General features: G+C 62.1%; 23 protein-coding genes. 9 read left to right on the forward strand and 14 right to left on the reverse strand.

The window, feature by feature from the left end:
• The first annotated feature begins 32 nt into the window (after positions 1-32).
• The 3 genes from N8A98_RS17005 (at position 33) to rpsD (ending at position 2,939) form a co-directional block, all read left to right on the forward strand.
• Entirely contained in the window at positions 33-836 is an 804-nt protein-coding gene (locus N8A98_RS17005; protein WP_113121200.1) for an RNA methyltransferase, read from the forward strand.
• 75 nt (positions 837-911) lie between these two features.
• Positions 912-2,150, forward strand: coding sequence for an MFS transporter (locus tag N8A98_RS17010; protein WP_262167044.1), 1,239 nt, complete (start codon positions 912-914; stop codon positions 2,148-2,150).
• A 171-nt stretch (positions 2,151-2,321) separates the two neighbouring features.
• Positions 2,322-2,939, forward strand: coding sequence for a 30S ribosomal protein S4 (gene rpsD / locus N8A98_RS17015; RefSeq protein WP_035098936.1), 618 nt, complete (start codon positions 2,322-2,324; stop codon positions 2,937-2,939).
• 270 nt (positions 2,940-3,209) lie between these two features.
• Here rpsD and N8A98_RS17020 read toward each other — a convergent pair whose 3' ends face one another.
• Positions 3,210-4,613, reverse strand: coding sequence for a peptide transporter (locus N8A98_RS17020; RefSeq protein ID WP_315974499.1), 1,404 nt, complete (start codon positions 4,611-4,613; stop codon positions 3,210-3,212).
• Between the two features lie 166 nt (positions 4,614-4,779).
• Between N8A98_RS17020 and ttcA the strand changes: the two genes are divergently transcribed.
• The 5 genes from ttcA (at position 4,780) to N8A98_RS17045 (ending at position 8,064) form a co-directional block, all read left to right on the forward strand.
• Positions 4,780-5,652: a tRNA 2-thiocytidine(32) synthetase TtcA gene (gene ttcA, locus N8A98_RS17025; protein WP_262167047.1), complete on the forward strand. Its 873-nt coding sequence runs from the start codon at positions 4,780-4,782 to the stop codon at positions 5,650-5,652.
• A complete protein-coding gene (locus N8A98_RS17030; protein ID WP_262167048.1) occupies positions 5,649-6,467 on the forward strand; it encodes an inositol monophosphatase family protein in 819 nt (272 codons plus the stop codon). The genes ttcA and N8A98_RS17030 overlap by 4 nt, the downstream gene beginning before the upstream one ends.
• Positions 6,468-6,740: 273 nt before the next feature.
• On the forward strand, positions 6,741-7,055 hold the full coding sequence (locus N8A98_RS17035; protein ID WP_262167050.1) for an ArsR/SmtB family transcription factor: 315 nt from the start codon (positions 6,741-6,743) through the stop codon (positions 7,053-7,055).
• Positions 7,052-7,399, forward strand: coding sequence for an SRPBCC family protein (locus tag N8A98_RS17040; RefSeq protein ID WP_262167052.1), 348 nt, complete (start codon positions 7,052-7,054; stop codon positions 7,397-7,399). The genes N8A98_RS17035 and N8A98_RS17040 overlap by 4 nt, the downstream gene beginning before the upstream one ends.
• Before the next feature lie 35 nt (positions 7,400-7,434).
• Positions 7,435-8,064, forward strand: a complete 630-nt coding sequence (locus N8A98_RS17045) for an ATP-dependent Clp protease proteolytic subunit (RefSeq protein WP_262167054.1) — start codon at positions 7,435-7,437, stop codon at positions 8,062-8,064.
• Here the strand turns inward: N8A98_RS17045 and N8A98_RS17050 are convergent.
• Positions 8,061-9,314 carry a multidrug effflux MFS transporter gene (locus tag N8A98_RS17050; protein WP_262167056.1) on the reverse strand — a complete coding sequence of 418 codons (1,254 nt, stop codon included), beginning with the start codon at positions 9,312-9,314 and terminating at the stop codon, positions 8,061-8,063. The genes N8A98_RS17045 and N8A98_RS17050 overlap by 4 nt on opposite strands.
• Before the next feature lie 105 nt (positions 9,315-9,419).
• Positions 9,420-10,637 carry an MFS transporter gene (locus N8A98_RS17055; RefSeq protein ID WP_262167057.1) on the reverse strand — a complete coding sequence of 406 codons (1,218 nt, stop codon included), beginning with the start codon at positions 10,635-10,637 and terminating at the stop codon, positions 9,420-9,422.
• 150 nt (positions 10,638-10,787) lie between these two features.
• Between N8A98_RS17055 and N8A98_RS17060 the strand changes: the two genes are divergently transcribed.
• Positions 10,788-11,075 (forward strand): Dabb family protein, encoded by a 288-nt coding sequence (locus tag N8A98_RS17060; protein ID WP_113123614.1) that lies wholly within the window; start codon positions 10,788-10,790, stop codon positions 11,073-11,075.
• Positions 11,076-11,122: 47 nt separating this feature from the next.
• On the opposite strand, the gene grxD is transcribed toward N8A98_RS17060, so the two are convergent.
• The 11 genes from grxD to purC all read right to left on the reverse strand — a co-directional run bounded on the left by grxD (position 11,123) and on the right by purC (position 19,711).
• On the reverse strand, positions 11,123-11,458 hold the full coding sequence (gene grxD / locus N8A98_RS17065) for a Grx4 family monothiol glutaredoxin (protein WP_113123613.1): 336 nt from the start codon (positions 11,456-11,458) through the stop codon (positions 11,123-11,125).
• A 124-nt stretch (positions 11,459-11,582) separates the two neighbouring features.
• Complete coding sequence (locus N8A98_RS17070) at positions 11,583-12,209, reverse strand: HAD-IA family hydrolase (protein WP_262167060.1); 627 nt, start codon at positions 12,207-12,209, stop codon at positions 11,583-11,585.
• 22 nt (positions 12,210-12,231) lie between these two features.
• The gene (locus N8A98_RS17075; RefSeq protein ID WP_262167062.1) at positions 12,232-12,546 is read right to left on the reverse strand and encodes a DUF6665 family protein; all 315 of its coding nucleotides are present in this window, start codon (positions 12,544-12,546) and stop codon (positions 12,232-12,234) included.
• A gap of 4 nt (positions 12,547-12,550) precedes the next feature.
• Complete coding sequence (locus tag N8A98_RS17080) at positions 12,551-12,784, reverse strand: BolA family protein (protein ID WP_262167063.1); 234 nt, start codon at positions 12,782-12,784, stop codon at positions 12,551-12,553.
• Positions 12,785-12,877: 93 nt separating this feature from the next.
• On the reverse strand, positions 12,878-13,483 hold the full coding sequence (locus N8A98_RS17085) for a hypothetical protein (RefSeq protein WP_262167065.1): 606 nt from the start codon (positions 13,481-13,483) through the stop codon (positions 12,878-12,880).
• 176 nt (positions 13,484-13,659) lie between these two features.
• A complete protein-coding gene (purL, locus tag N8A98_RS17090; RefSeq protein ID WP_262167066.1) occupies positions 13,660-15,885 on the reverse strand; it encodes a phosphoribosylformylglycinamidine synthase subunit PurL in 2,226 nt (741 codons plus the stop codon).
• The gene (locus N8A98_RS17095) at positions 15,882-16,541 is read right to left on the reverse strand and encodes a Pr6Pr family membrane protein (protein WP_262167068.1); all 660 of its coding nucleotides are present in this window, start codon (positions 16,539-16,541) and stop codon (positions 15,882-15,884) included. The genes purL and N8A98_RS17095 overlap by 4 nt, the downstream gene beginning before the upstream one ends.
• A gap of 1 nt (position 16,542) precedes the next feature.
• Complete coding sequence (gene purQ, locus N8A98_RS17100; RefSeq protein ID WP_262167069.1) at positions 16,543-17,211, reverse strand: phosphoribosylformylglycinamidine synthase subunit PurQ; 669 nt, start codon at positions 17,209-17,211, stop codon at positions 16,543-16,545.
• 117 nt (positions 17,212-17,328) lie between these two features.
• Positions 17,329-18,411: an acyltransferase family protein gene (locus tag N8A98_RS17105; RefSeq protein WP_262167071.1), complete on the reverse strand. Its 1,083-nt coding sequence runs from the start codon at positions 18,409-18,411 to the stop codon at positions 17,329-17,331.
• A gap of 271 nt (positions 18,412-18,682) precedes the next feature.
• Positions 18,683-18,928 carry a phosphoribosylformylglycinamidine synthase subunit PurS gene (purS, locus tag N8A98_RS17110; RefSeq protein WP_262172046.1) on the reverse strand — a complete coding sequence of 82 codons (246 nt, stop codon included), beginning with the start codon at positions 18,926-18,928 and terminating at the stop codon, positions 18,683-18,685.
• Between the two features lie 18 nt (positions 18,929-18,946).
• Positions 18,947-19,711, reverse strand: a complete 765-nt coding sequence (gene purC / locus N8A98_RS17115) for a phosphoribosylaminoimidazolesuccinocarboxamide synthase (protein ID WP_262167073.1) — start codon at positions 19,709-19,711, stop codon at positions 18,947-18,949.
• Positions 19,712-19,857: the final 146 nt, after the last annotated feature.

A 19,857-nucleotide genomic window follows, 5' to 3' on the forward strand; every position in this document is an offset into this window, starting at 1 on the left:
ATATGTGCGCCTGACTTCACGGATTGGGCGCCATGGCCGGTACGGATTCTTCGAAACAACCCACGCTTGCGCCGACCCCGGCGATCATCCTGTGCGAACCGCAGCTGGGTGAGAATATCGGCACGGCGGCGCGCGCCATGGCCAATTTCGGGCTCTGGGATTTGCGCCTGGTGCGGCCGCGCGATGGTTGGCCCAATGAAAAGGCCATCAATGCCGCCTCCCGCGCCGATCATGTGATCGAGCGGGTGCGGGTATTCGAAACGCTGGAAGAAGCGATTGCCGACCTGACGCTGGTCTACGCCACCACCGCCCGCTCGCGCGATATGCAGAAGACTGTGCTGGGACCCGAAGAGGCAGCAACCAATCTGGCTGCCCAGATCGGTTCGGGCCGTCCGGCTGGCCTGTTATTCGGGCGCGAGCGCTGGGGCCTGCTGAACGAGGAAGTGGCGCTGGCCGATGCCATTGTCACCCTGCCGGTGGAGCCGGCCTTTGCCTCGCTCAATATCGCCCAAGCCGTGTTGCTGCTGTCTTATGAATATCGCCGCCACAGCGAAGCCGGCGCGGCCCTGCCATTCTCCGACGCCCTGGCAGAAGTCGCGCCGCGCGAAGAGCTTGTGGGCCTTTTCGGACATCTTGAATCCACTCTGGACCAGTCCGGTTTCTTCACCGCCCCCGACAAGCGTCCGACCGTGGTCAACAATCTGCGCACCATGCTGGAGCGCGGCAAATTCACCAGCCAGGAAATCCGCACCTTGCGCGGGGTGATTTCCTCGATTGACCGGCGCCACCAGCGGCCAAATCCCAATCGGCAGAAGCCGGGCAGCAACACGGACTGATAAAGCACGCAGGCGAACCGAATTTACCCGTTCCGCCTTTGACTGCGACACTTTGTCATGCGATCTGCTTGCCCCATGAGCACGCCCGCCCCGCAAGACAAATCCCGCATCGCTTTCACCTATGTCGGTTTCCGCTTTTTCTGGCTGACCACGCTGCTGGTCAGCTTTGCGGTACAGATCATGTCGGTGTCGATCGCCTGGCAGATTTACGATGTCACCGGCAATGCCTTCCTGCTGGGGCTGGTGGGCCTGTGCCTGTTCCTGCCCGCGCTGCTGCTGATCCTGGTCACCGGGCTCACCGCCGACCGCTTGAACCGCCGCTTCATCATGGCAATCTGCCTCGGCGTCGAGCTGGTCTGCGCCATGGGCTTCCTGGTTTTCGTCAACGCGGAAGCCCATGAAGTCTGGCCGATTTTCGGTATTCTGATCGTTCTGGGCACGGCGCGCGCCTTCTGGGGCCCCGCTGCGCAGTCGCTGGCGCCCAACCTGGTGCCGCCCGAAGCCCTATCTAACGCCATCACCGTAAATGCCTCGGCCTGGCAGTTCGCCGCCATCATGGGCCCCGCCGCCGGTGGCTTGCTCTACGGCCTCGGGCCTGCGGTGCCGTTCGCAACAGCCGGGGTGCTGCTGCTCGCCGCCGCCATCAGCGTATTGCTGATCCCCAAGCCCGCGCAGCGGGAATCGCATCAGGCGACCAGTCTTGAGACCATGCTGGCCGGCTTCCGCTATATCTTCTCCAACAAGGTGGTGCTGGGCGCCATCTCGCTGGACATGTTCGCCGTGCTGATGGGCGGGGCCGTGGCGCTGCTGCCAGTCTATACCAAGGACATCCTGCATGCCGGCCCGCAGGAACTCGGGCTGCTGCGCGCCGCGCCGGGGATCGGCGCTATCGTCATGGCACTGTTCCTGACCCGTTTCCCGATTCGCAATCATGCAGGCAAAATCCTCTTCCTCTTTGTCGGGCTGTTCGGCGCTTTCACCGTAGTGTTCGGCCTCTCCAGCACCGTATGGATTTCCATTCCCGCGCTGGCGCTGGTGGGCGCCTCCGATATGGTCAGCGTCACCATTCGTGAGACGATCATGCAGCTTTGGACGCCCGAGGAAGTGCGCGGGCGGGTCAATGCGGTCAATTCGGTGTTTATCGGGGCTTCCAACGAATTGGGCGAGTTCCGCGCCGGCACGGTGGCGCACCTGATTGGCCCGGTGCCTGCTGTGGCGCTGGGCGGGCTGGGGGCGATTGCCGTGGCGGTGATCTGGAGCCAGGTCTTCCCCGCGCTGCGCGAGCAGAAGACGCTCGACAAGAAAATGGCCTGAGGCCCGCGCTGGCTTGACTCCTGGGCCGTCCAACTATATCACGCGGCCACCTATCGAGGCTTTCGAGCCTATAGGCGCACCCGGGATCTCCTGAATTTTTGGGGTCTGTCGGTCATCCCTCGGGATGGCAGAGGAGGGCGCGATCCATTCACCTGTTAAGAAGGATACGCGATGTCGAAGCGTCATTCAGTCAAGTACAAGATCGATCGCCGTCTTGGCGAAAATATCTGGGGCCGTCCGAAGTCCCCGCTCAACGCCCGTGCTTATGGCCCCGGCCAGCATGGTCAGCGCCGCAAGGGCAAGCTCTCGGACTACGGTCTGCAGCTGCGCGCCAAGCAGAAGCTCAAGGGCTATTACGGCTCGGTCACCGAAAAGGCGTTCAAGCGCCTCTATACCGAAGCTGCCCGCGTTAAGGGCGATACCGGTGAGAACCTGATCGGCCTGCTCGAGAGCCGTCTGGACGCGATCGTCTACCGCGCCAAGTTCGTTGCCACCGTGTTCGCTGCGCGCCAGTTCGTGTCGCATGGCCACATCCTGGTCAATGGCAAGCGCGTCAATATCCCGTCCTACCAGGTCAAGGTCGGCGACAAGATCGAAGTGCGTGAGCGCTCCAAGCAGCTCGCCGTGCTGATCGAAGCCACCCAGCTGGCCGAGCGCGACGTTCCTGATTACGTCGAAGTCGACCACAACAAGATGACCGCCACCTTCGCCCGCGTTCCCGCGCTGTCGGACGTGCCGTACCCGGTCCAGATGGAACCGAACCTGGTCGTCGAATTCTACTCGCGCTAAGCGAAGCAGAATAACAGATTTGAAAAGGCCGCCCCTCGGGGCGGCCTTTTTTGTTTTGGGCGTGTGGAAGGGCGACCCTGGTTGGTGCTGCCGCAAGGGGACAGACGCGGCATCGGAGTACCCCCTCCTAGCCTCCCCCTGATAGGGGGAGGGACCGCCTTGTGGTTAGAACTCGACCCTGCCCCAAGAGTGGAGAGATCCCTCCCCCTATCAGGGGGAGGCTAGGAGGGGGTACTCCGATCTAGCCAGATTCAACGAACCCCACCCATCCTACTGCACAGCAGGTGGCACCCCGCGGAGCGATACATTGATCGGCTCCTGATCGATCGGGATATAGCTCTCGAACTTGCGCAGACGCATGAACACCGATTGCAGTTCCACGATCGTCGTCCAGGCCCGGGCGAAGAACTGGAACGAGCTCGACACCTGCCCGAAGGCCAATTGCACCTGTTGGTAGAGGCCCATGGTCAACGCGCCCGCCAGGATTGACGGCGAGAGCGCCAGCAAGGGCACGTAGCCAACCATGTTTAGATAGGCGTAACGCGCCAGGTTGAAGTAGGTGTAGTGGAAATAGAGCCGGAAATAGTTCTTCTGCACGCCGGCAAAGAGTTCCTTGACGGTGGGCGGGTCGGCCCGATCGGCGTGATCCTCACCGAACACCAGTTCCTTGCGATACGCCGCTTCGACGCGCTGATTGGCGAAGTTCAGGCCTGGCAGCTTGACGCCCACCACCGCGAGCAGCAGCGTGCCGAAAACCGCGGTGGCCAGCGCCACCCAGACCAGGCTGCCGGGAATATCGCCGACAATGGGGAGGCCGGTAATGTTCTGGGAGAGGTTCCAGAGCAAGGGCAGGAACACGACAAGCGTAATCAGCGACCCGAAGAAGGCAGTGCCCAAATCCTCGACGATGGTGGCGAAGCGCATCGTGTCTTCCTGCACACGCTGGGCCGCGCCTTCCGTTTCGCGGATTTTTGGCCAATGCTCCATGTAGTAAAAGTTCATCGCCTTGCGCCACCGGAACACATAATGCGAGGTGACGAAGGCCAGCAGCACGGCCACGATGATGGTGGGCATGAGCACGGCGAAGAGCGTGAAGACCTCGCCATAGAATCGCTCGGGCGTCACTGAACGCGGTTGCGTCAGCGCCAATTGGATCATGTCGAAGAACACGCCGGACCATTCGTTGACGAAGGCGTCCACCTGAACCTGGAAATAGATGACCAGCAGGATGCCCGTCGAGCCGACGACCGACCACCAATACCACTCGTTGCGTTTGTAGAAATACCAGAACAGGCAGAACAGCAGCGAGATCAGCAGGACATATTGGTAGAGCCAGACGCGCTCGCCATTGAGAAAGTTGGCGGCCGAGGATTCATTGGCGCCTGCCGCTGCGGCCTGCTGGGAGGGGCTGGCGCTCTCGGTCGTCGCGGGCGCGTTGGGGTTGGCCTCCCCGGGGGTAGCGGCCGGCTGGGCTTGATCGGTCGCGGCGGGCGTTGCTGCTGGGGGCTGATCGGGAGTGGCCGGGGCCGCGATCACCGGATGGGTGAAGCGGTCGATGCTGATGGCCGATCGCAGCGGCGTGCCGATGGCGAACCAGGCGACGACGGCAAAGAGCAGCCAGAGGACTGCGGAGGAAAAGAAGATTTTGGGTTCAGGGAAGAAAGAGCGAAACACCACGAGACTCCTGGGTGCCGGTGAGGTGTGTCATGTAACTGCCGCAAAACGTCCAAAGCAAGAATGGGAAATTAAAGCTTGGTAATGTTCCCCAAGGCCGGTTTTGCTTTCCTCGCGGGGGCAGGGGCGATATCAGCTACGACATGATTGCCACAAGAGTTCTGCCATGAGCGCCGTTATGGATGCCGCCCCCCAGGCCGAAGCCGACGAAGCCGAATCCGGCGCGCACCCGATTTTCGCCGGGGCGCCGCGCAGTGTGGAGTTCAACAAGCTGCGCAAACGCCTGATCCGCAATACGCGCGAGGCGCTGGACCGGTTCGCCATGGTGCGGGCGGGCGAGAAATGGCTGGTGGCGCTGTCGGGCGGCAAGGACAGCTATGGCATGCTGGCGCTGCTGCTGGACCTCAAATGGCGCGGGCTTTTGCCGGTGGAATTGCTGGTCTGCAATCTCGATCAGGGGCAGCCCAATTTCCCCAAGCATATCCTGCCCGAATTCCTGGGCGGGCTGGGGATTCCGCACCGGATTGAATACAAGGACACCTATTCCATCGTCACCGACAAGCTGCCGGCGGGGGCGACCTACTGCTCGCTGTGCAGCCGGTTGCGGCGCGGCAATCTCTATCGCATTGCGCGGGAAGAGGGCTGCACGGCGCTGGTGCTGGGCCATCATCGCGACGATAGTCTGGAAACCTTCTTCATGAACCTGTTCCATGGCGGCAAGCTCGCGGCCATGCCGCCGCGCCTGCTCAATGACGAGGGTGACATCGAAGTGTTGCGGCCGCTGATCTATTGTGCGGAAGACGATCTGCAGCGGTTTTCCGACGCCATGGCCTTTCCCATCATCCCTTGCGATCTGTGCGGCAGCCAGGATGGGCTGGAGCGCAATGCGATGAAGGCCATGCTGAGCGACATTGAAAAACGCATGCCGGGGCGCAAGGACGTGATGATCCGCGCGCTCGGGAACGTCAATCCTAGCCATATGCTCGATCCGAAACTGTTCGATTTTGCAGGGCTGTTCGAACGAAGGACCGGAGTATGAGTGTTGATATCGGCAAGCTTGCCACCATTCTGCGCGATGCGGCCAAGGCCGAAGTGCTGCCCCGGTTCCGCCGGCTGGATGCGGGCATGGTCAAGATCAAGACCTCGGCAATTGATCTCGTGACCGAGGCCGACGAGGCTGCCGAGCGTTTCATCAAAGCCCGGGTGGCCGAATTGGCGCCCGACGCGCTGTTTGTGGGCGAAGAATCCGTCGCGGCCGATCCGGCTTTGCTGGACGCGCTGGCGCATGCTGATCTTGCCGTCGTGGTCGACCCGATCGATGGCACGGCCAATTACGCAGCTGGCCTGCCGCTCTTTGCCGTGATGGCGTCGGTGGTGTCCAAGGGCGAGACCATTGCCGGCATCATTTATGATCCGATGGGCGATGACTGGATGATGGCTGAAAAGGGCAGTGGCGCCTGGCTGCGGCGGCCCGATGGCGAGGCGGTGCGCATGCAGATCGCCGAGCCACTGCCGCTGGCGGAGATGGTGGGCTGCTGTTCGGTGGCCTTCATGCCAGTCGAGTCGCGCCCCCAGGTGTTGGCCAATTTCGCCAAGCTCCGAGTGGTGTCCAATTATCGGGTGGCGGGGCATGAATACCGCACCTTCGTTTCCGGCCACGCACAATTCCTCTGCTACAACAAGCTGATGCCCTGGGATCACCTGGCCGGCACGCTGATGGCGCAGGAAGCCGGCGGCTATGCCGCCCGGCTGGACGGCTCGCCCTATCTGCCCCATCACGTCGATGGCGGCCTGATCATCGCCACCGACAAGGACAGCTGGCAGCAATTGCGGCGCGAGGTGTTTACCTACTAGGCGGGGCAACCCAATCCATCCTCCCCGCCGCTCTCCCTCGGGCTCGACCCGAGGGCCACTCGCCGCACGCACAATGCTTTGTGCAAACCTGACAGGTCACCCACAGTGTCATTCCCGCGAAAGCGGGAACCTCCGTTTCGGGATGCTGAAGAAAGCAAACAGAGGTCCCCGCTTTCGCGGGGATGACCCGGTGGTTTGAACGATCACGAAGCCGTGGCCCCCGCTTCCACACGCCCCTTGCTCGACTCATAAGTCTGTGCTTATGTGTAGCCCATGAGCGAAGCGGATATTTTCAAAGTGCTGGCTGATCCGACGCGTCGAGCGGTGTTCGAGCGATTGGCGACGGCCGAGATGACAGCGACGGAACTGCGCGAGGGCTTTGCCATTTCGCAGCCGGCCATGTCCCAGCATCTGGCGGTGCTGCGCGAAGCGGGGCTGGTCAGCGAGCGGCGCAAGGGGCGCTATGTCAATTACCGGATCGAGCCGGCGGGGCTGGCGCCCTTGCATGGCTGGCTGGCGCGCCATCGCGCGTTCTGGCCTCAGTGGATCGATCAGCTCAAGGACCTGCTCAAGGAGATGGACCAATGATGGACGAGGCGTTGGTATATGAATGTGCGCTCGACGCGACGCCGGAAAAGGTGTGGCGGGCGCTGACCATCCCCGAATATCTCGAGCGCTGGCTGGCGCCGGATGCAGCATCGGGCGAAGCGCTCGACCTGACCATGCTGGCGGCCGAGGAGAACAAATCGCTCAGCTATCACTGGCGGGAAGCCGGGCAGGGCGCCATTGGCGATGTCGAGGATAGCGTCGTCACCTTCGAGCTCAAGCCCATGGCCGACGGGCGGACCTGGTTCCGGCTGACGCATGAGCCGGTGGTGATGCCGGTGGCGGCCAACAGCAATCTGGCCGGCCCGCTGATGCTGGCCGCCTAGCCCTTTTAAAACCTAGATCAGAACGGAGGTCGCCGATGCGCGACATGATGCAACTCGTCCCTATGGTGGTCGAGCAATCCAGCCGCGGTGAGCGGTCTTTCGATATCTATTCGCGGCTGCTGCGCGAGCGGATCATTTTCGTCAATGGCGAGATCGAGGACAATATGGCCGCGCTGGTCTGTGCGCAGTTGCTGTTTCTTGAGGCGGAGAATCCGAAAAAGGAGATAAGTCTTTATATCAACTCGCCTGGTGGCGTCGTGACCTCGGCGCTGGCCATGTATGACACGATGCAGTTCATCAAGGCGCCGGTGGGCACGCTGTGCATGGGCATGGCCATGTCGGCTGGCTCATTCCTGCTGATGGCGGGCGAGGCGGGCAGCCGCATCTGCCTGCCCAATGCATCGATCATGCTGCATCAGCCCAGCGGCGGCTACCAGGGCAAGGTCACCGATATCGTGCTGCATGCCGAGGAAAGCCAGCGGCTCAAGCGGCGTATGCACAGTCTCTATGCCAAGCATTGCGGCCGGACCTATGAGGAAGTGGAGGCCGCGCTGGAGCGCGACCACTTCATGACCCCCGAACAGGCCAAGGCCTGGGGTCTGGTCGATCATGTCTATCATGACCGCAGCGAGATCGAGGCGTTGAACCCGCCAACTGCTGATTAGTGCGCGGCGTGGTGGCTCATGTCGGTGTGGGCATTTTCGCTGCCCACGCCGAAGAGCCGGCCATTCTCGGCGATCAGGATGAAGATCAGCGTCAGCACGCCCATGACGAAATAGCCGGCGGCGACGGGCACTACGGTGCCGTTGAACTGCTGGCCGATAAAGCCGCCGATCACGGCGCCGCCAATAGTCTGGATGAAGCCGAACACCGATGAGGCGGTGCCCGCCACCGAGCCCAGCGGCTCCATGGACAGCGAATTCATGTTCGATGCGGCCCAGCCGAAGCAGAACATGATGACCGCCAGGATTGGCAGGAACAGCCAGATTGGCAGGAAGCCGATCCAGGCCAGCAGCAGCCAGACCGCGCTCATGCCGGTGAACACCAGCATGGCACCATGCGACAGGCGCCGCATGCCGACGCGCGAGACGATGCGTGAATTGGTGAAGGATGACACGGCCATCAGCGCGGCCACGGCAGCGAAAGCGACCGGGAAATAGACGCCAAGGCCGTAGATATCGACATAAATCTGCTGGGACGAGCTGATGAAGCCGAACAGGGCGCCGAAGGTGAAGGTGCCGGCCAGGCCGTAGCAGAAGGCCACGCGGTTGGTCAGCACAATGCGGAAGCCATCAAGGATGACGCCCAGCGTTAGTTCGCGGCGATTGCCCAGCGCCAGCGTCTCGGGCAGGCGGATGAAGGCCCAGAGGCCGAACACGGCGGCAAGGCCACCCATGAACAGGAAAATGGTGTGCCACGGGCCGGTCAGCAGCAGCACCTGGCCGATGCCGGGCGCGATGATCGGGATGGCCATGAACACCATGAAGGTCAGCGACATGACTTCGGCCATGGCGCGGCCCGAATACATGTCACGCACGATCGAGGTGGCGATGACACGGGTGCCCGCGGCGCCCATGCCCTGCAGGAAGCGCAGCGCCAGCAAGATGCCGAAAGTGGGCGAGAACACTGCTGCCACCGCGGCGAGGATGTAGACGACAATGCCGATGAGCAGGGGCGCACGGCGGCCGTAGCGGTCCGATAGCGGGCCGAAGGCGAGCTGGGCCAGGCCAAACCCCATCATATAGGCGGAGATGACATATTGGCGCTCGTTCTCGCTGCTGATGCCCAGGGCTTCGCCCATATAGGGCAGGGCGGGCAGCATGACGTCGATGGCGAGGGCGTTCAGCGCCATGAGTGCTGCCATCAGGGCAATGAATTCTGGACGGGATAAAACCCGCGAAAAATGATCGGACATGAATGAAACTCAGGCAGGCCACGGCAAAACGCGCGGCGGAAAGACAAGGCCGACCATGAACCTCATGGCCCGCTTTGGCAAGGCGTCAATCGGCAGATGACGATATCAGGCCGGTTTCAAGGCGAAGGCTGGCGCGGTGCGGTCGTTGATCGGCAGATGCAATGCCGCCGAGCCCAGGCCGAGCAGAATGCCCAGATACCAGACCAGATCGTAATGCCCGGTCAGATCGAAGGCGACGCCGCCCAGCCACACACCCATGAACGAGCCGAGCTGATGGCTGAAAAAGGCGACGCCATAGAGCATGCCCATATAGCGGGGGCCAAAGAACACCGAGACGAGGCCCGCCGTCGGCGGGACGGTGGAGAGCCAGAGCAGGCCCATGGCCGCCGCGAAGGTATAGGCCGTGATTTCGGTGACCGGAAACAGCATGAAGAGGCCAATGGCCACCGCACGCAGGAAATAGATGCTGGCCAGCAATATCTGCTTGGGCACACGGCCGCCCAGATACCCCGCCGACAGGCTGCCGACGACGTTGAACAGGCCGATCACGGCAATGGTCCAGCTGCCGACTTCGGGCGAGAGACCGCATTGCACCAGATAGGCGGGCATGTGGACGTTGATGAAGGCGAGGTGAAAGCCGCAGACGAAAAAACCGATCACCAGCAGCCGGTACGAGCCATGGCCCCAGGCACGGGACAGCGCCTGCATGAAGGGCATGTCCACCTGGCCCGCGGTGCGCTCGCTGCGGCCGCGCAGGGCAAAGGACAGCGGGATGATCAGCAGCAGCATGGCGCCGAGATAGATCAGCGCGGTCTGCCAGCCAAAGGCATTGATGAAGCCCTGGCTGATCGGGGCAAAGGCGAACTGCCCGAACGAGGAAGCGGCGGTGGCGACGCCAAAGATCAGGCTGCGCTTTTCAGCTGGCACGGCGCGGCCGAAAGCGGCCATGACCACGCTGAACGAGCAGACGGCAATGCCGACGCCGGTAATGACACCACCGGTCAGCGTCATGATGCCGGCATTGGGCGAAAAGGCCATGAGCACGACGCCCAAGGCGTAGACGGCGGCGCCGGCGGCCACGGTGCGGGCGGTGCCGACGCGGTCGGCAAAGGCGCCGGCGAAGGGCTGTGCTATGCCCCAGGCCAGGTTCTGGATGGCCATGGCCATGCCCCAACCCTCGCGGCTGAGGCCCAGATCGCTGGTCATCGGCAGGGTGAAGAGGCCAAAACTGGTCCGTACGCCATTGCCGATCGCCGCGACGATACAGCCGGCGATGATGATGACGATAAGGGGAACGGCAGGGCGCAGGGCCGATGAGGTCATGAGGGGGCATCCATATATGGATGTTCTATCTACGCCCGCGACATCATCACGCAAAGCAATATTGCTGAATGGGATCTATCAAGCCTGGTGATGGGTTGACCATTGCGTCAATCGCATCGACAAGTCGCGCCACTATTCGGGAGTCTGAGCGTGATCCGCCATATCGTCTTTTTCACCGCCAAGTCGGATGACCATCTCGACGCGATTTGCGAGGGGCTGAGCCTGCTCGGCACCATTCCGCACAGCACTCATTTCGAGGTGTCGCGGAACAGCAAGGTGGACCAGATTTCCAACGAAGTCGACGTGGTAGTCTACGCCGAATTCGCCGACTCAGCGGCGCTGGCAGCCTATAAGGCGCATCCCACTTATGCCGAGGCGACACGCCGAGTGCGACCGTTGCGGGAGTTGCGGCTTTCGGCGGATTTCGAGGCCAAATAGAAAACGCCGGCCGCTGGGGCCGGCGTTTTGGTTATGAGCTGGTAGAGTTAGGCCGAAAGCTTGACGGGAATGCCGGCGCTTTCGAGATGGGTCTGGAGTTCACCGGCCTGGAACATTTCGCGCACGATATCAGCGCCACCGACGAATTCGCCCTTCACGTAGAGCTGGGGAATGGTCGGCCAATTGGTGTAGGCCTTGATGCCGTCGCGCAGTTCGGCGCTTTCCAGCACGTTGGCGCTGCCATAGTCGACGCCGAGATAGCTCAGAATCTGCACGACCTGGCCGGAGAAGCCGCACTGCGGAAAGTCCGGTGTGCCCTTCATGAACAGGAAGATGTCGTTATTCTTCACCTTGTCGTCGATGAATGCATTGATGTCGGTCATTGCGGCAGCCTTTCTTGGGTCCGGGGGAAACCGGGAAAATCGTTGGTCCATAAATAGGAGCTTGACGAGGCGCTGTCGAGGCCTGCCATCGTCAATTGCCGATCAAGTGTTGTAGCCGGAATGGCTAAAGTCGCTCAGCCACCCAGGGGTGGCTGGTGAAGTCATCGACCGTGTTGAACAGCACCGCCTCCCACCCGCCGGCGCGAGCGCCATCGATCACTTTGGGTGTGTCGTCGAAGAAGAGGGGCTGTTCGGTCTGCGGGCCGATCTTGCTCATGGCGAAGTCGAAAAAGGCCGGGTCGGGTTTGCGCACACCAACCCGGGCCGAATAGAACATATCGTCGAATAGTTCATTGAGCCCCAGATGGCTCCAGAGCCAGCTGGCGCGCAGATGCTCCTGATTGGTGGCGATGTAGAGCCGGATATCGGCTTTGCGCTTGAGCTGGCGGATGCCTTCGAGCAGGGGTTGGTTGAGTTCGCTGTCGTTGATCAGCCAATAGTGGTGAAAGGCGACAGGCGAGCCCTTGTAGCCGAGCGAAGGCAGGCGGCGTTCAAGGGCGTCGATCACCGACATTTCGCCGGTCACGACCTTCTTGACGAAGATATCGAAGATGAACTCGTCGACGAACCGCTTTGGGTCCACGCCCATGTCGGCCAGCAGGTTCTTATCCCAGCGGCGGGTCAGGTCGGGGCGGGCGTGAAAGCCATGGATCAGCACGCCATCGATGTCGAAGAATACGGCACGGGTCATACGGGCTCCGTGTGGCGCAGGCTCACTTGCCCCTGGCCGGTGATGCGCCAAGGCCAGCAAGGACTTCGCGGGGAATGCTGAGGTCCTGAATCACGTCATTGTGGCGCCGAAAACCGATCAATTCGCGATGCACGAAATATTCCCAAACGGCCTGGCGGGCCGCTGCAAGGGCGGGTTCGCTGTGGGCTTCCGCCAGGGCAGCGAGGGTGGCGATCACTTTGCGCTCGGCGGCGCTGATGGAGGAGGCGCGTTCGGCGGCGATTTCATGCTCGAGCGCAGCCGTCCCGGCTTCGGGACGGACCATGCGGATCAGCTCGAGCGAGTCGCGCAGCGACACTGGTCTATTCGGGGGCGCTGGTCTGGAGGGCTAAGGCGTGTAGCGCGCCGCCCATATCGCCCTGCAGGGCGGCATAGACCAGCTGGTGCTGCTGCACGCGGGATTTGCCCTTGAAGGCAGCGGAAATAACCGTGGCGGCGTAGTGGTCGCCGTCGCCGGCCAAGTCGCGAATCTCGATGTCGGCGTCGGGCAACGCGGCCTTGATGCGGCGCTCGATCTCGTTGGCGTCCATGGGCATTGCTCAACTCCTTGGTCAGTCCGGCGACAGCGCCGACTCCACCAAGATATGGCACGGGGCAGGGCGCTTCAATACGAGCGCTGCGCCAAGCTGCTATTGCGTGGGGGCAATCGGAGCGGTTTCAACGGATTTGGCTTCCGCGCCGACGCAGCATTCGGCATCCGAGCGGGTCGAGAAATTGGCGATGATGAAATCGACAATCGGCCGAGCCTGGGCGGCGATCTCGGTGGCAAAGAGGCAATCGAGGGTATAGCCGCGCCCGGTATCGACCGCTTCGGTGTGCACGATGGTCAGCGGGATGCCCATGGGCGAGTCGGTGCTCTGGCCGTCGTAGAGCAGCGCCGGGCCGCTCTGGTAGGGCGTGGTGGTCTTGGTGCCCAGGGTGAAGCCGGGGAAGGTCTTGGCCCAGCTGGAAGCGACTTCGTTGTCATTGAGGCTGGAGAGCGCGCTTTGGGCGGTCCAGTCGGTATCCTGCACCGGCACAATGGTGAGGTCGCATTGCAGCGGCACGCTGGGATGGGTCAGGTTCAGTGGCTCGGTGGCGCCGCCCGAGGGCACCATGACGTCCGGGTAGATCACCGTGTAGGGCTGATCCTGCAGAATCGAGCGCGTGACGTTGACGCTCTGCGCATAGGCGGCGGCCGGCAGCAGGCCCATGGTCAATGCCGCTAGACCACTGATCGCCGGTCGAAAATTCATGGTCGTCTCCGAAATGATAACGCCGCCGCAACAGCACTCCAGCGGAGTGCTGTCACTTCTTTGTTTTGGGGCGTTTTCGAACCGGAAAGCGGTAGCCACTTTTCCTGAAAACGCCCCGGAGTGTCAAAGCACTCCAAAGAGCGGCGATCATAAGGCAGGCAGATTAATTGATAGCCTTACCCGTTCATGTAGTCGGGGAACCAGCCTTCATGCGCTGCGGCCAAGTCGCGGACGGGCAGGGGGCGGGCGGCGCCGAGAACCAGATCGGTGCCGCCGGTCGTGCCGATCCAGGGGGCGTGGATGCCCAGGGATTTGGCCTCGGCCCAGAGGGTAGCGATCTCGTCGCCCTGCGGGTCGAGATTGACGGTCAGCAGGTAACGACCCTGGTCTTCGCCGAAATATTGCAGAATCGGGCTCTGGTCGGTGAGATCGACAATGGTGGCGCCAATGCCCGAGGCAATAGCCATTTCGGCCAGACCCACGGCAAGGCCGCCATCGGACAGGTCATGGCAGGCGGTGGCGGTGGCGGAGCGGATCAGCTTCCGGACGAAGTCGCCCGTACGCTTTTCATGGGCGAGATCAACTGAGGGGGCCGTGCCGTCGCGGCGGCCGAACAGGTCGCGCAGATAGATGGATTGCCCCAGATGTGTGCCACGCGCAGCGGGCGAGCCGACCAGCAGGATGACCTGATTTTCGGCGGCAAAGCCGATGCGGGCCATCTTGTTCCAGTCGGGCAGCAGGCCGACGCCGCCAATGGTGGGGGTCGGCAGGATGCCGCGGCCATTGGTTTCGTTGTAAAGGCTGACATTGCCCGAAACGATGGGGAATTCGAGCACACGGCAGGCTTCGCCAATGCCTTTCACGGCGCCCACGAGCTGGCCCATGATTTCAGGACGTTCGGGATTGCCGAAATTGAGGTTGTCGGTGGCGGCAAGGGGATCGGCGCCGGTGGCGGTGAGGTTGCGCCAGGCTTCGGCCACGGCCTGCTTGCCGCCTTCATAGGGGTCGGCTTCGCAATAGCGCGGGGTGACGTCAGAGGTGAAGGCCAGCGCCTTGGTGTCGTGGCCTTCGACGCGAATGACGCCGGCATCGCCGCCGGGGCGCTGCAGGGAATTGCCCTGGATCAGGGTATCATATTGCTCATAGACCCAGCGGCGCGAGGCGATCTGGTGGCTGCCCATCAGCTTGAGCAGGGCATCGGCCACGTCCATCTGCGGGATGTCGGTGGCGGCCAGCGCGGCCGGCTTTGGCGACTCGATCCAGGGGCGATCATATTCGGGGGCTTCGTCGCCCAAGTCCTTGATCGGCAGATTGGCGACTTCATCGCCCTGCCAGAGCACGCGGAACCGCAGATCGTCGGTGGTCTTGCCGACGGTGGCGAAGTCGAGTTCCCATTTGACGAAAACGGCGCGGGCTTCGGCTTCCTTTTCGGGATGCAGCACCATGAGCATGCGCTCCTGGCTTTCGCTGAGCATCATTTCATAGGCCGTCATATGGGTTTCGCGTACCGGCACCTTGTCGAGGTCCAGCTCGATGCCGAGGTCGCCCTTGGCGCCCATTTCGACGGCCGAACAGGTCAGGCCCGCCGCGCCCATGTCCTGAATCGCGATAACCGCGCCGGTGGCCATCAGTTCAAGGCAGGCTTCGAGCAGGCGCTTTTCGGTGAAGGGGTCGCCGACCTGCACGGTGGGGCGCTTTTCATCGATATCATCGCCGAATTCGGCCGAGGCCATGGTGGCGCCGCCGACGCCATCGCGGCCGGTTTTGGCGCCCAGATAGACGACGGGCAGGCCTACGCCTTCGGCCTTGGAATAGAAAATCTTGTCGGTATCGGCCAGGCCCGCCGCGAAGGCATTGACCAGGGTATTGCCGTTATAGCGCTCGTCGAATTCGACTTCGCCGCCCACGGTTGGCACGCCAAAGGCATTGCCATAGCCGCCAATGCCGGCCACGACGCCGGAGACCAGGTGGCGGGTCTTTTCATGACCGGGCGCGCCGAAGCGCAAGGCGTTCATCGCCGCGACGGGGCGGGCGCCCATGGTGAAGACGTCGCGCAGAATGCCGCCCATGCCGGTGCCCGCGCCCTGATAGGGCTCGATGAAACTGGGATGGTTGTGCGATTCCATCTTGAAGACCACGGCCTGGCCATCACCGATATCGACCACGCCGGCATTTTCGCCGGGGCCCTGAATGACACGTGGCCCGGTGGTGGGCAGGGTCTTGAGCCACTTCTTGGAGCTCTTGTACGAGCAATGCTCGTTCCACATCGCCGAGAAAATCCCCAGCTCCGTATAGGTCGGCACCCGGCCGATCAGCGCGACGATCTTGTCGTACTCATCGGGCTTGAGGCCATGATCGGCGACCAGCTGGGGGGTAATGACGATGTCGTTGGGGAGGGTCATTCGAGATTTGTCCGGGTTTGGCGGGCAATGAGCTTGTCGGCGGTGACGACTGCGATGCAGAGCAGCGCGAGGGCGGCGGCCATGAAGAGGGCGTTGAGCAGCACCTGGCCATAGCCAAGCTGGACCACGTTGAGCACGGGATAGGGATATTCCTGCACCCAGACGCCGCGCGCCAGGATGTAGAGAAAATAGACCAGCGTGGGCGCCAGCATGATGGGCAGCTGGGTCCAGCGGAGCTGGCCGTGGCGCTGCGCTATCAGCCAAAACAGCAGATACAGCGTGGGGCACAGATAATGCAGGATGTTGTCGGCCAGCAGGGCCACGCCATCCAGCGAGCCGAGGAAGCGCAGCACGAAGTAAACATAGAGCCCGACCAGCGCGATATTGGCGGCCATCAGCCCGCGGGTCACGGGGCGTCGGAACAGTTCGAGGCGGGACGTGGGCAGGATTTCGGAGAGGTAGATCAGCACCAGGACGATATTGGTCAGGATGGTGTAAAAGGCGAAGAAATGCCCGAGAAAGCCCAGGAAATCACGGCCATTGGTGGCGGCCCCCTGCATCGACAGGATGAATTGCATGATCAACCCGGTCACGCCGAACCCCAGCCCTAGCCAGGTCAACAGCACTCGCGGTTTGACTGGCGCCCGCAGGGTCATCTCAAGCCGCCTGGCCCAGCAATCCTGAGAACAGGGCCCGTCCATCACTGCCGCCATGCGCGGCCTCGATGAGGTTTTCCGGGTGGGGCATCAGGCCCAGCACGTTCTTCTGCTCGTTGAAAATGCCGGCAATGTCGTTGATCGAGCCATTGGGATTAGTGCCCTCGGCATAGCGGAAGGCCACCTGGCCATTGCCCTCGAGGCGGGCAATGGTATCGGCGTCAGCGAAGTAATTGCCATCGTGATGGGCGACGGGGCAGCGGATGATCTGGCCCTCGGTATAGCCGCGCGTGAACTCGGTCGCGGCATTGGCGACTTCGAGCTTGACCTCGCGGCAGACGAATTTGAGGCTCATATTGCGCATCAGCGCGCCGGGCAGCAGGCCCGCTTCGATCAGGATCTGGAAGCCGTTGCAGACGCCCAGCACCTTGACGCCCTGGGCAGCGCGCTCGCGGACCTTGTCCATGATGGGCGAACGGGCAGCGATAGCGCCACAGCGCAGATAATCGCCATAGGAGAAGCCGCCGGGGATGACGAGGAGGTCGACATCAGGCAAATCGGCATCCTGATGCCAGACCACCTGGGGGGCGGTGCCGGAAATCTTGGTGAGCGCCGCGATCATGTCGCGGTCGCGATTGAGGCCGGGGAAGACGATGACGGCTGATTTCATCGGCAGGTCCTCGCTATGTCTGGGGTTGCGCGAGGCCCTTGTCGTGAGTCTTGGGCAAAAAGGCAAGGGGCGAGATAGAATATCCCGCCCCTGTGGCCCGCTTTGCGATGTGGTTTGCTATTCGGCCGGCGCTTGCACTGCGCGGGGTTCTTCGCGGCGCGATCCGCTGGTGCCGGGCAGGTGGGCCCAGGCGGGGCGCTCGAACAGGAAGCCGCCCCAGCCGGTGCGTAGCACCAGCCAATAGAGGATCAGCGGGGAGATGATGGCGATCGCCATGATGGCGAGGCTAAGCAGGGTCGGCTCGATGAAGCCCAGCTTGATCAGCACAGTGCGGGCAATGCCCATGGGCAGCACGAAAGCCACATAGATGATCAGCGATTTACTGCCCATCCAGCGCAGCCAGTTCATCCAGGGCAGCCGGGTGAGGAGCGCGGCGATGGTGCAGAGCGCGGATGTGCCGACCAGGGCCAGGATGAGATGCACGCCCGGCAAGCCGGCAATGCCCATCACGGGGTGGATGGGGTGCATGGCAAAGCCGGGAGAGAAGACCAGCGCAGCATTGAACGCGGCCCAGACCAGGAGGCCGACAATAGCGAGGATGACGTTCTCACCAGCCCAGTTGGCCAGGCGGAACAATTGAGGCGCCAGGATATAGCCCGAATAGAAGAACACGAAATAGGCCGCGAACTGATCCACGGCGTAGCTGCCGGTGTGGATGGAGGCCATTTGCAGGACGGCGGCAATGATGAACACGGCCCAGCGCGGCGCGCGGATATCGTGCAACAGCTTGGCAACAGCGCCGCAGACGGCCAGCATATAGATGAACCACAGCACGCCATAGGGCTGGACCACGGCCCAGGCCAGTTCGCTCACGGCGCCAACGGGATTGGCAGAGAGCAGGCCGGTCTTGAAGACGATGTGGATGAACGCCCAGAGCACGTAGAAATAAAGGTAATGCACGACGCGGCGGTCGGCGAAGGCTTTCCACGGGCGGTCGATGACCTGGGACAGGAACAACCCGGAAATCAGAAAGAATTCGGGCATGCGGAACGGCGTGGCAAAGGCAATGGCCCAGTGCAAGGCACCGACGCCGCCAGTGTCCTCGCCGACGCTTGAGGCTGCATACATCATCACGACGAGGAAAATGGACAGGCCCTTGGCCATATCCACCCAATCAAGGCGCCTTGCCGATCCAGTCATTGCCAGAACTCCCCAGAACTTGCGGGGCATAATAGCGGCAATGATCAGAGGAAGCGTAAAAGCCTGCGTGAAGGCTTAATGGAAATGCTTAACTGGTAAGGATTTAGCTAAATCCCGCCCAAGCATTTACCCTAGACGGGCACGGACGCGTAAGCGGCGAAGAGCAGGCCCATGGTAGCGAGGAACATGACTGTGAGCGAGATGGTCTTGAGCATGACAATATGGTCCTGCGCCTCGGTTCGGCGCGCCCGAATAGAATAGGAGCGAAAGATTAATTGGAGATTTCGATCGCGTAGTTTTCGATCACCGTATTGGCGAGGAGCTTTTCGCACATATTGGTGAGGGCGGTGCGGGCCGCGGCTTCGTCGCTGCCATCGAGAGCCAGATCGAACACCTTGCCCTGGCGGACAGCGCCGACGCCGGAAAAGCCGAGGCTTTTCAAGGAGCCTTCAATGGCCTGACCCTGCGGATCGAGAACGCCATTCTTGAGGGTGACGGTAACACGTGCCTTCATGATGCCGCTCCGCTGCAACGCTTACTGAACCAGGCGCGGGCCGGTGGCCAGCGCGTTGTCGGTCTCGACCAGGATGCCAAGGCGCTGGGCGACTTCGCGATAGCTTTCGACGAGGCCACCAAGGTTCTCGCGGAAGCGGTCCTTGTCCATCTTGTTGCGGGTCTTGACGTCCCACAGGCGGCAATTGTCCGGGCTGATTTCGTCGGCCAGGATGATGCGCATCAGGTCGCCCTCATAGAGGCGCCCGCATTCGATCTTGAAATCGATGAGCTGGATGCCGACGCCCATGAACAGGCCGGAGAGGAAATCGTTGACCCGGATGGCCAGGCTCATGATGTCGTCGAGTTCGGCAGGGGTGGCCCAGCCGAAGGCGGTGATGTGCTCTTCACTGACCATGGGGTCGTGCAGGGCATCGTCCTTGTAATAGAATTCGATGATCGAGCGGGGCAGTTGCGTGCCGGGCTCGAGACCCAGGCGCTTGACCAGCGAGCCGGCTGCGACATTGCGCACGACGACTTCAAGCGGAATGATCTCGACTTCCTTGATCAGCTGCTCGCGCATGTTGATGCGCTTGAGGAAGTGAGTCGGGATGCCCAGGCCGTTGAGCTTGGTGAAGATGAATTCGGAAATGCGATTGTTCAGCACGCCCTTGCCATCGACAACTTCATGACGTGCGCCGTCGCCAGCGGTCGTGTCGTCCTTGAAATACTGGACCAGCGTGCCCGGCTCGGGACCCTCGAACAGGATCTTGGCCTTGCCTTCATAGATTTTACGACGACGGTTCATGGAACTTCCGGACCGATGAAGGAGGGGATGATTTCGGCCGCTTCATGCGCCACAAAGGCACAAAAATGCAAGCTCTTTCGATAGAAGGCAGGGGATAGATGGAGCGGGCAGCATAAGGTCGCAGCGCTCCGGGCGGCGTTGATTTG

The sequence above is a fragment of the Devosia neptuniae genome (assembly GCF_025452235.1).
Classification (GTDB): domain Bacteria; phylum Pseudomonadota; class Alphaproteobacteria; order Rhizobiales; family Devosiaceae; genus Devosia.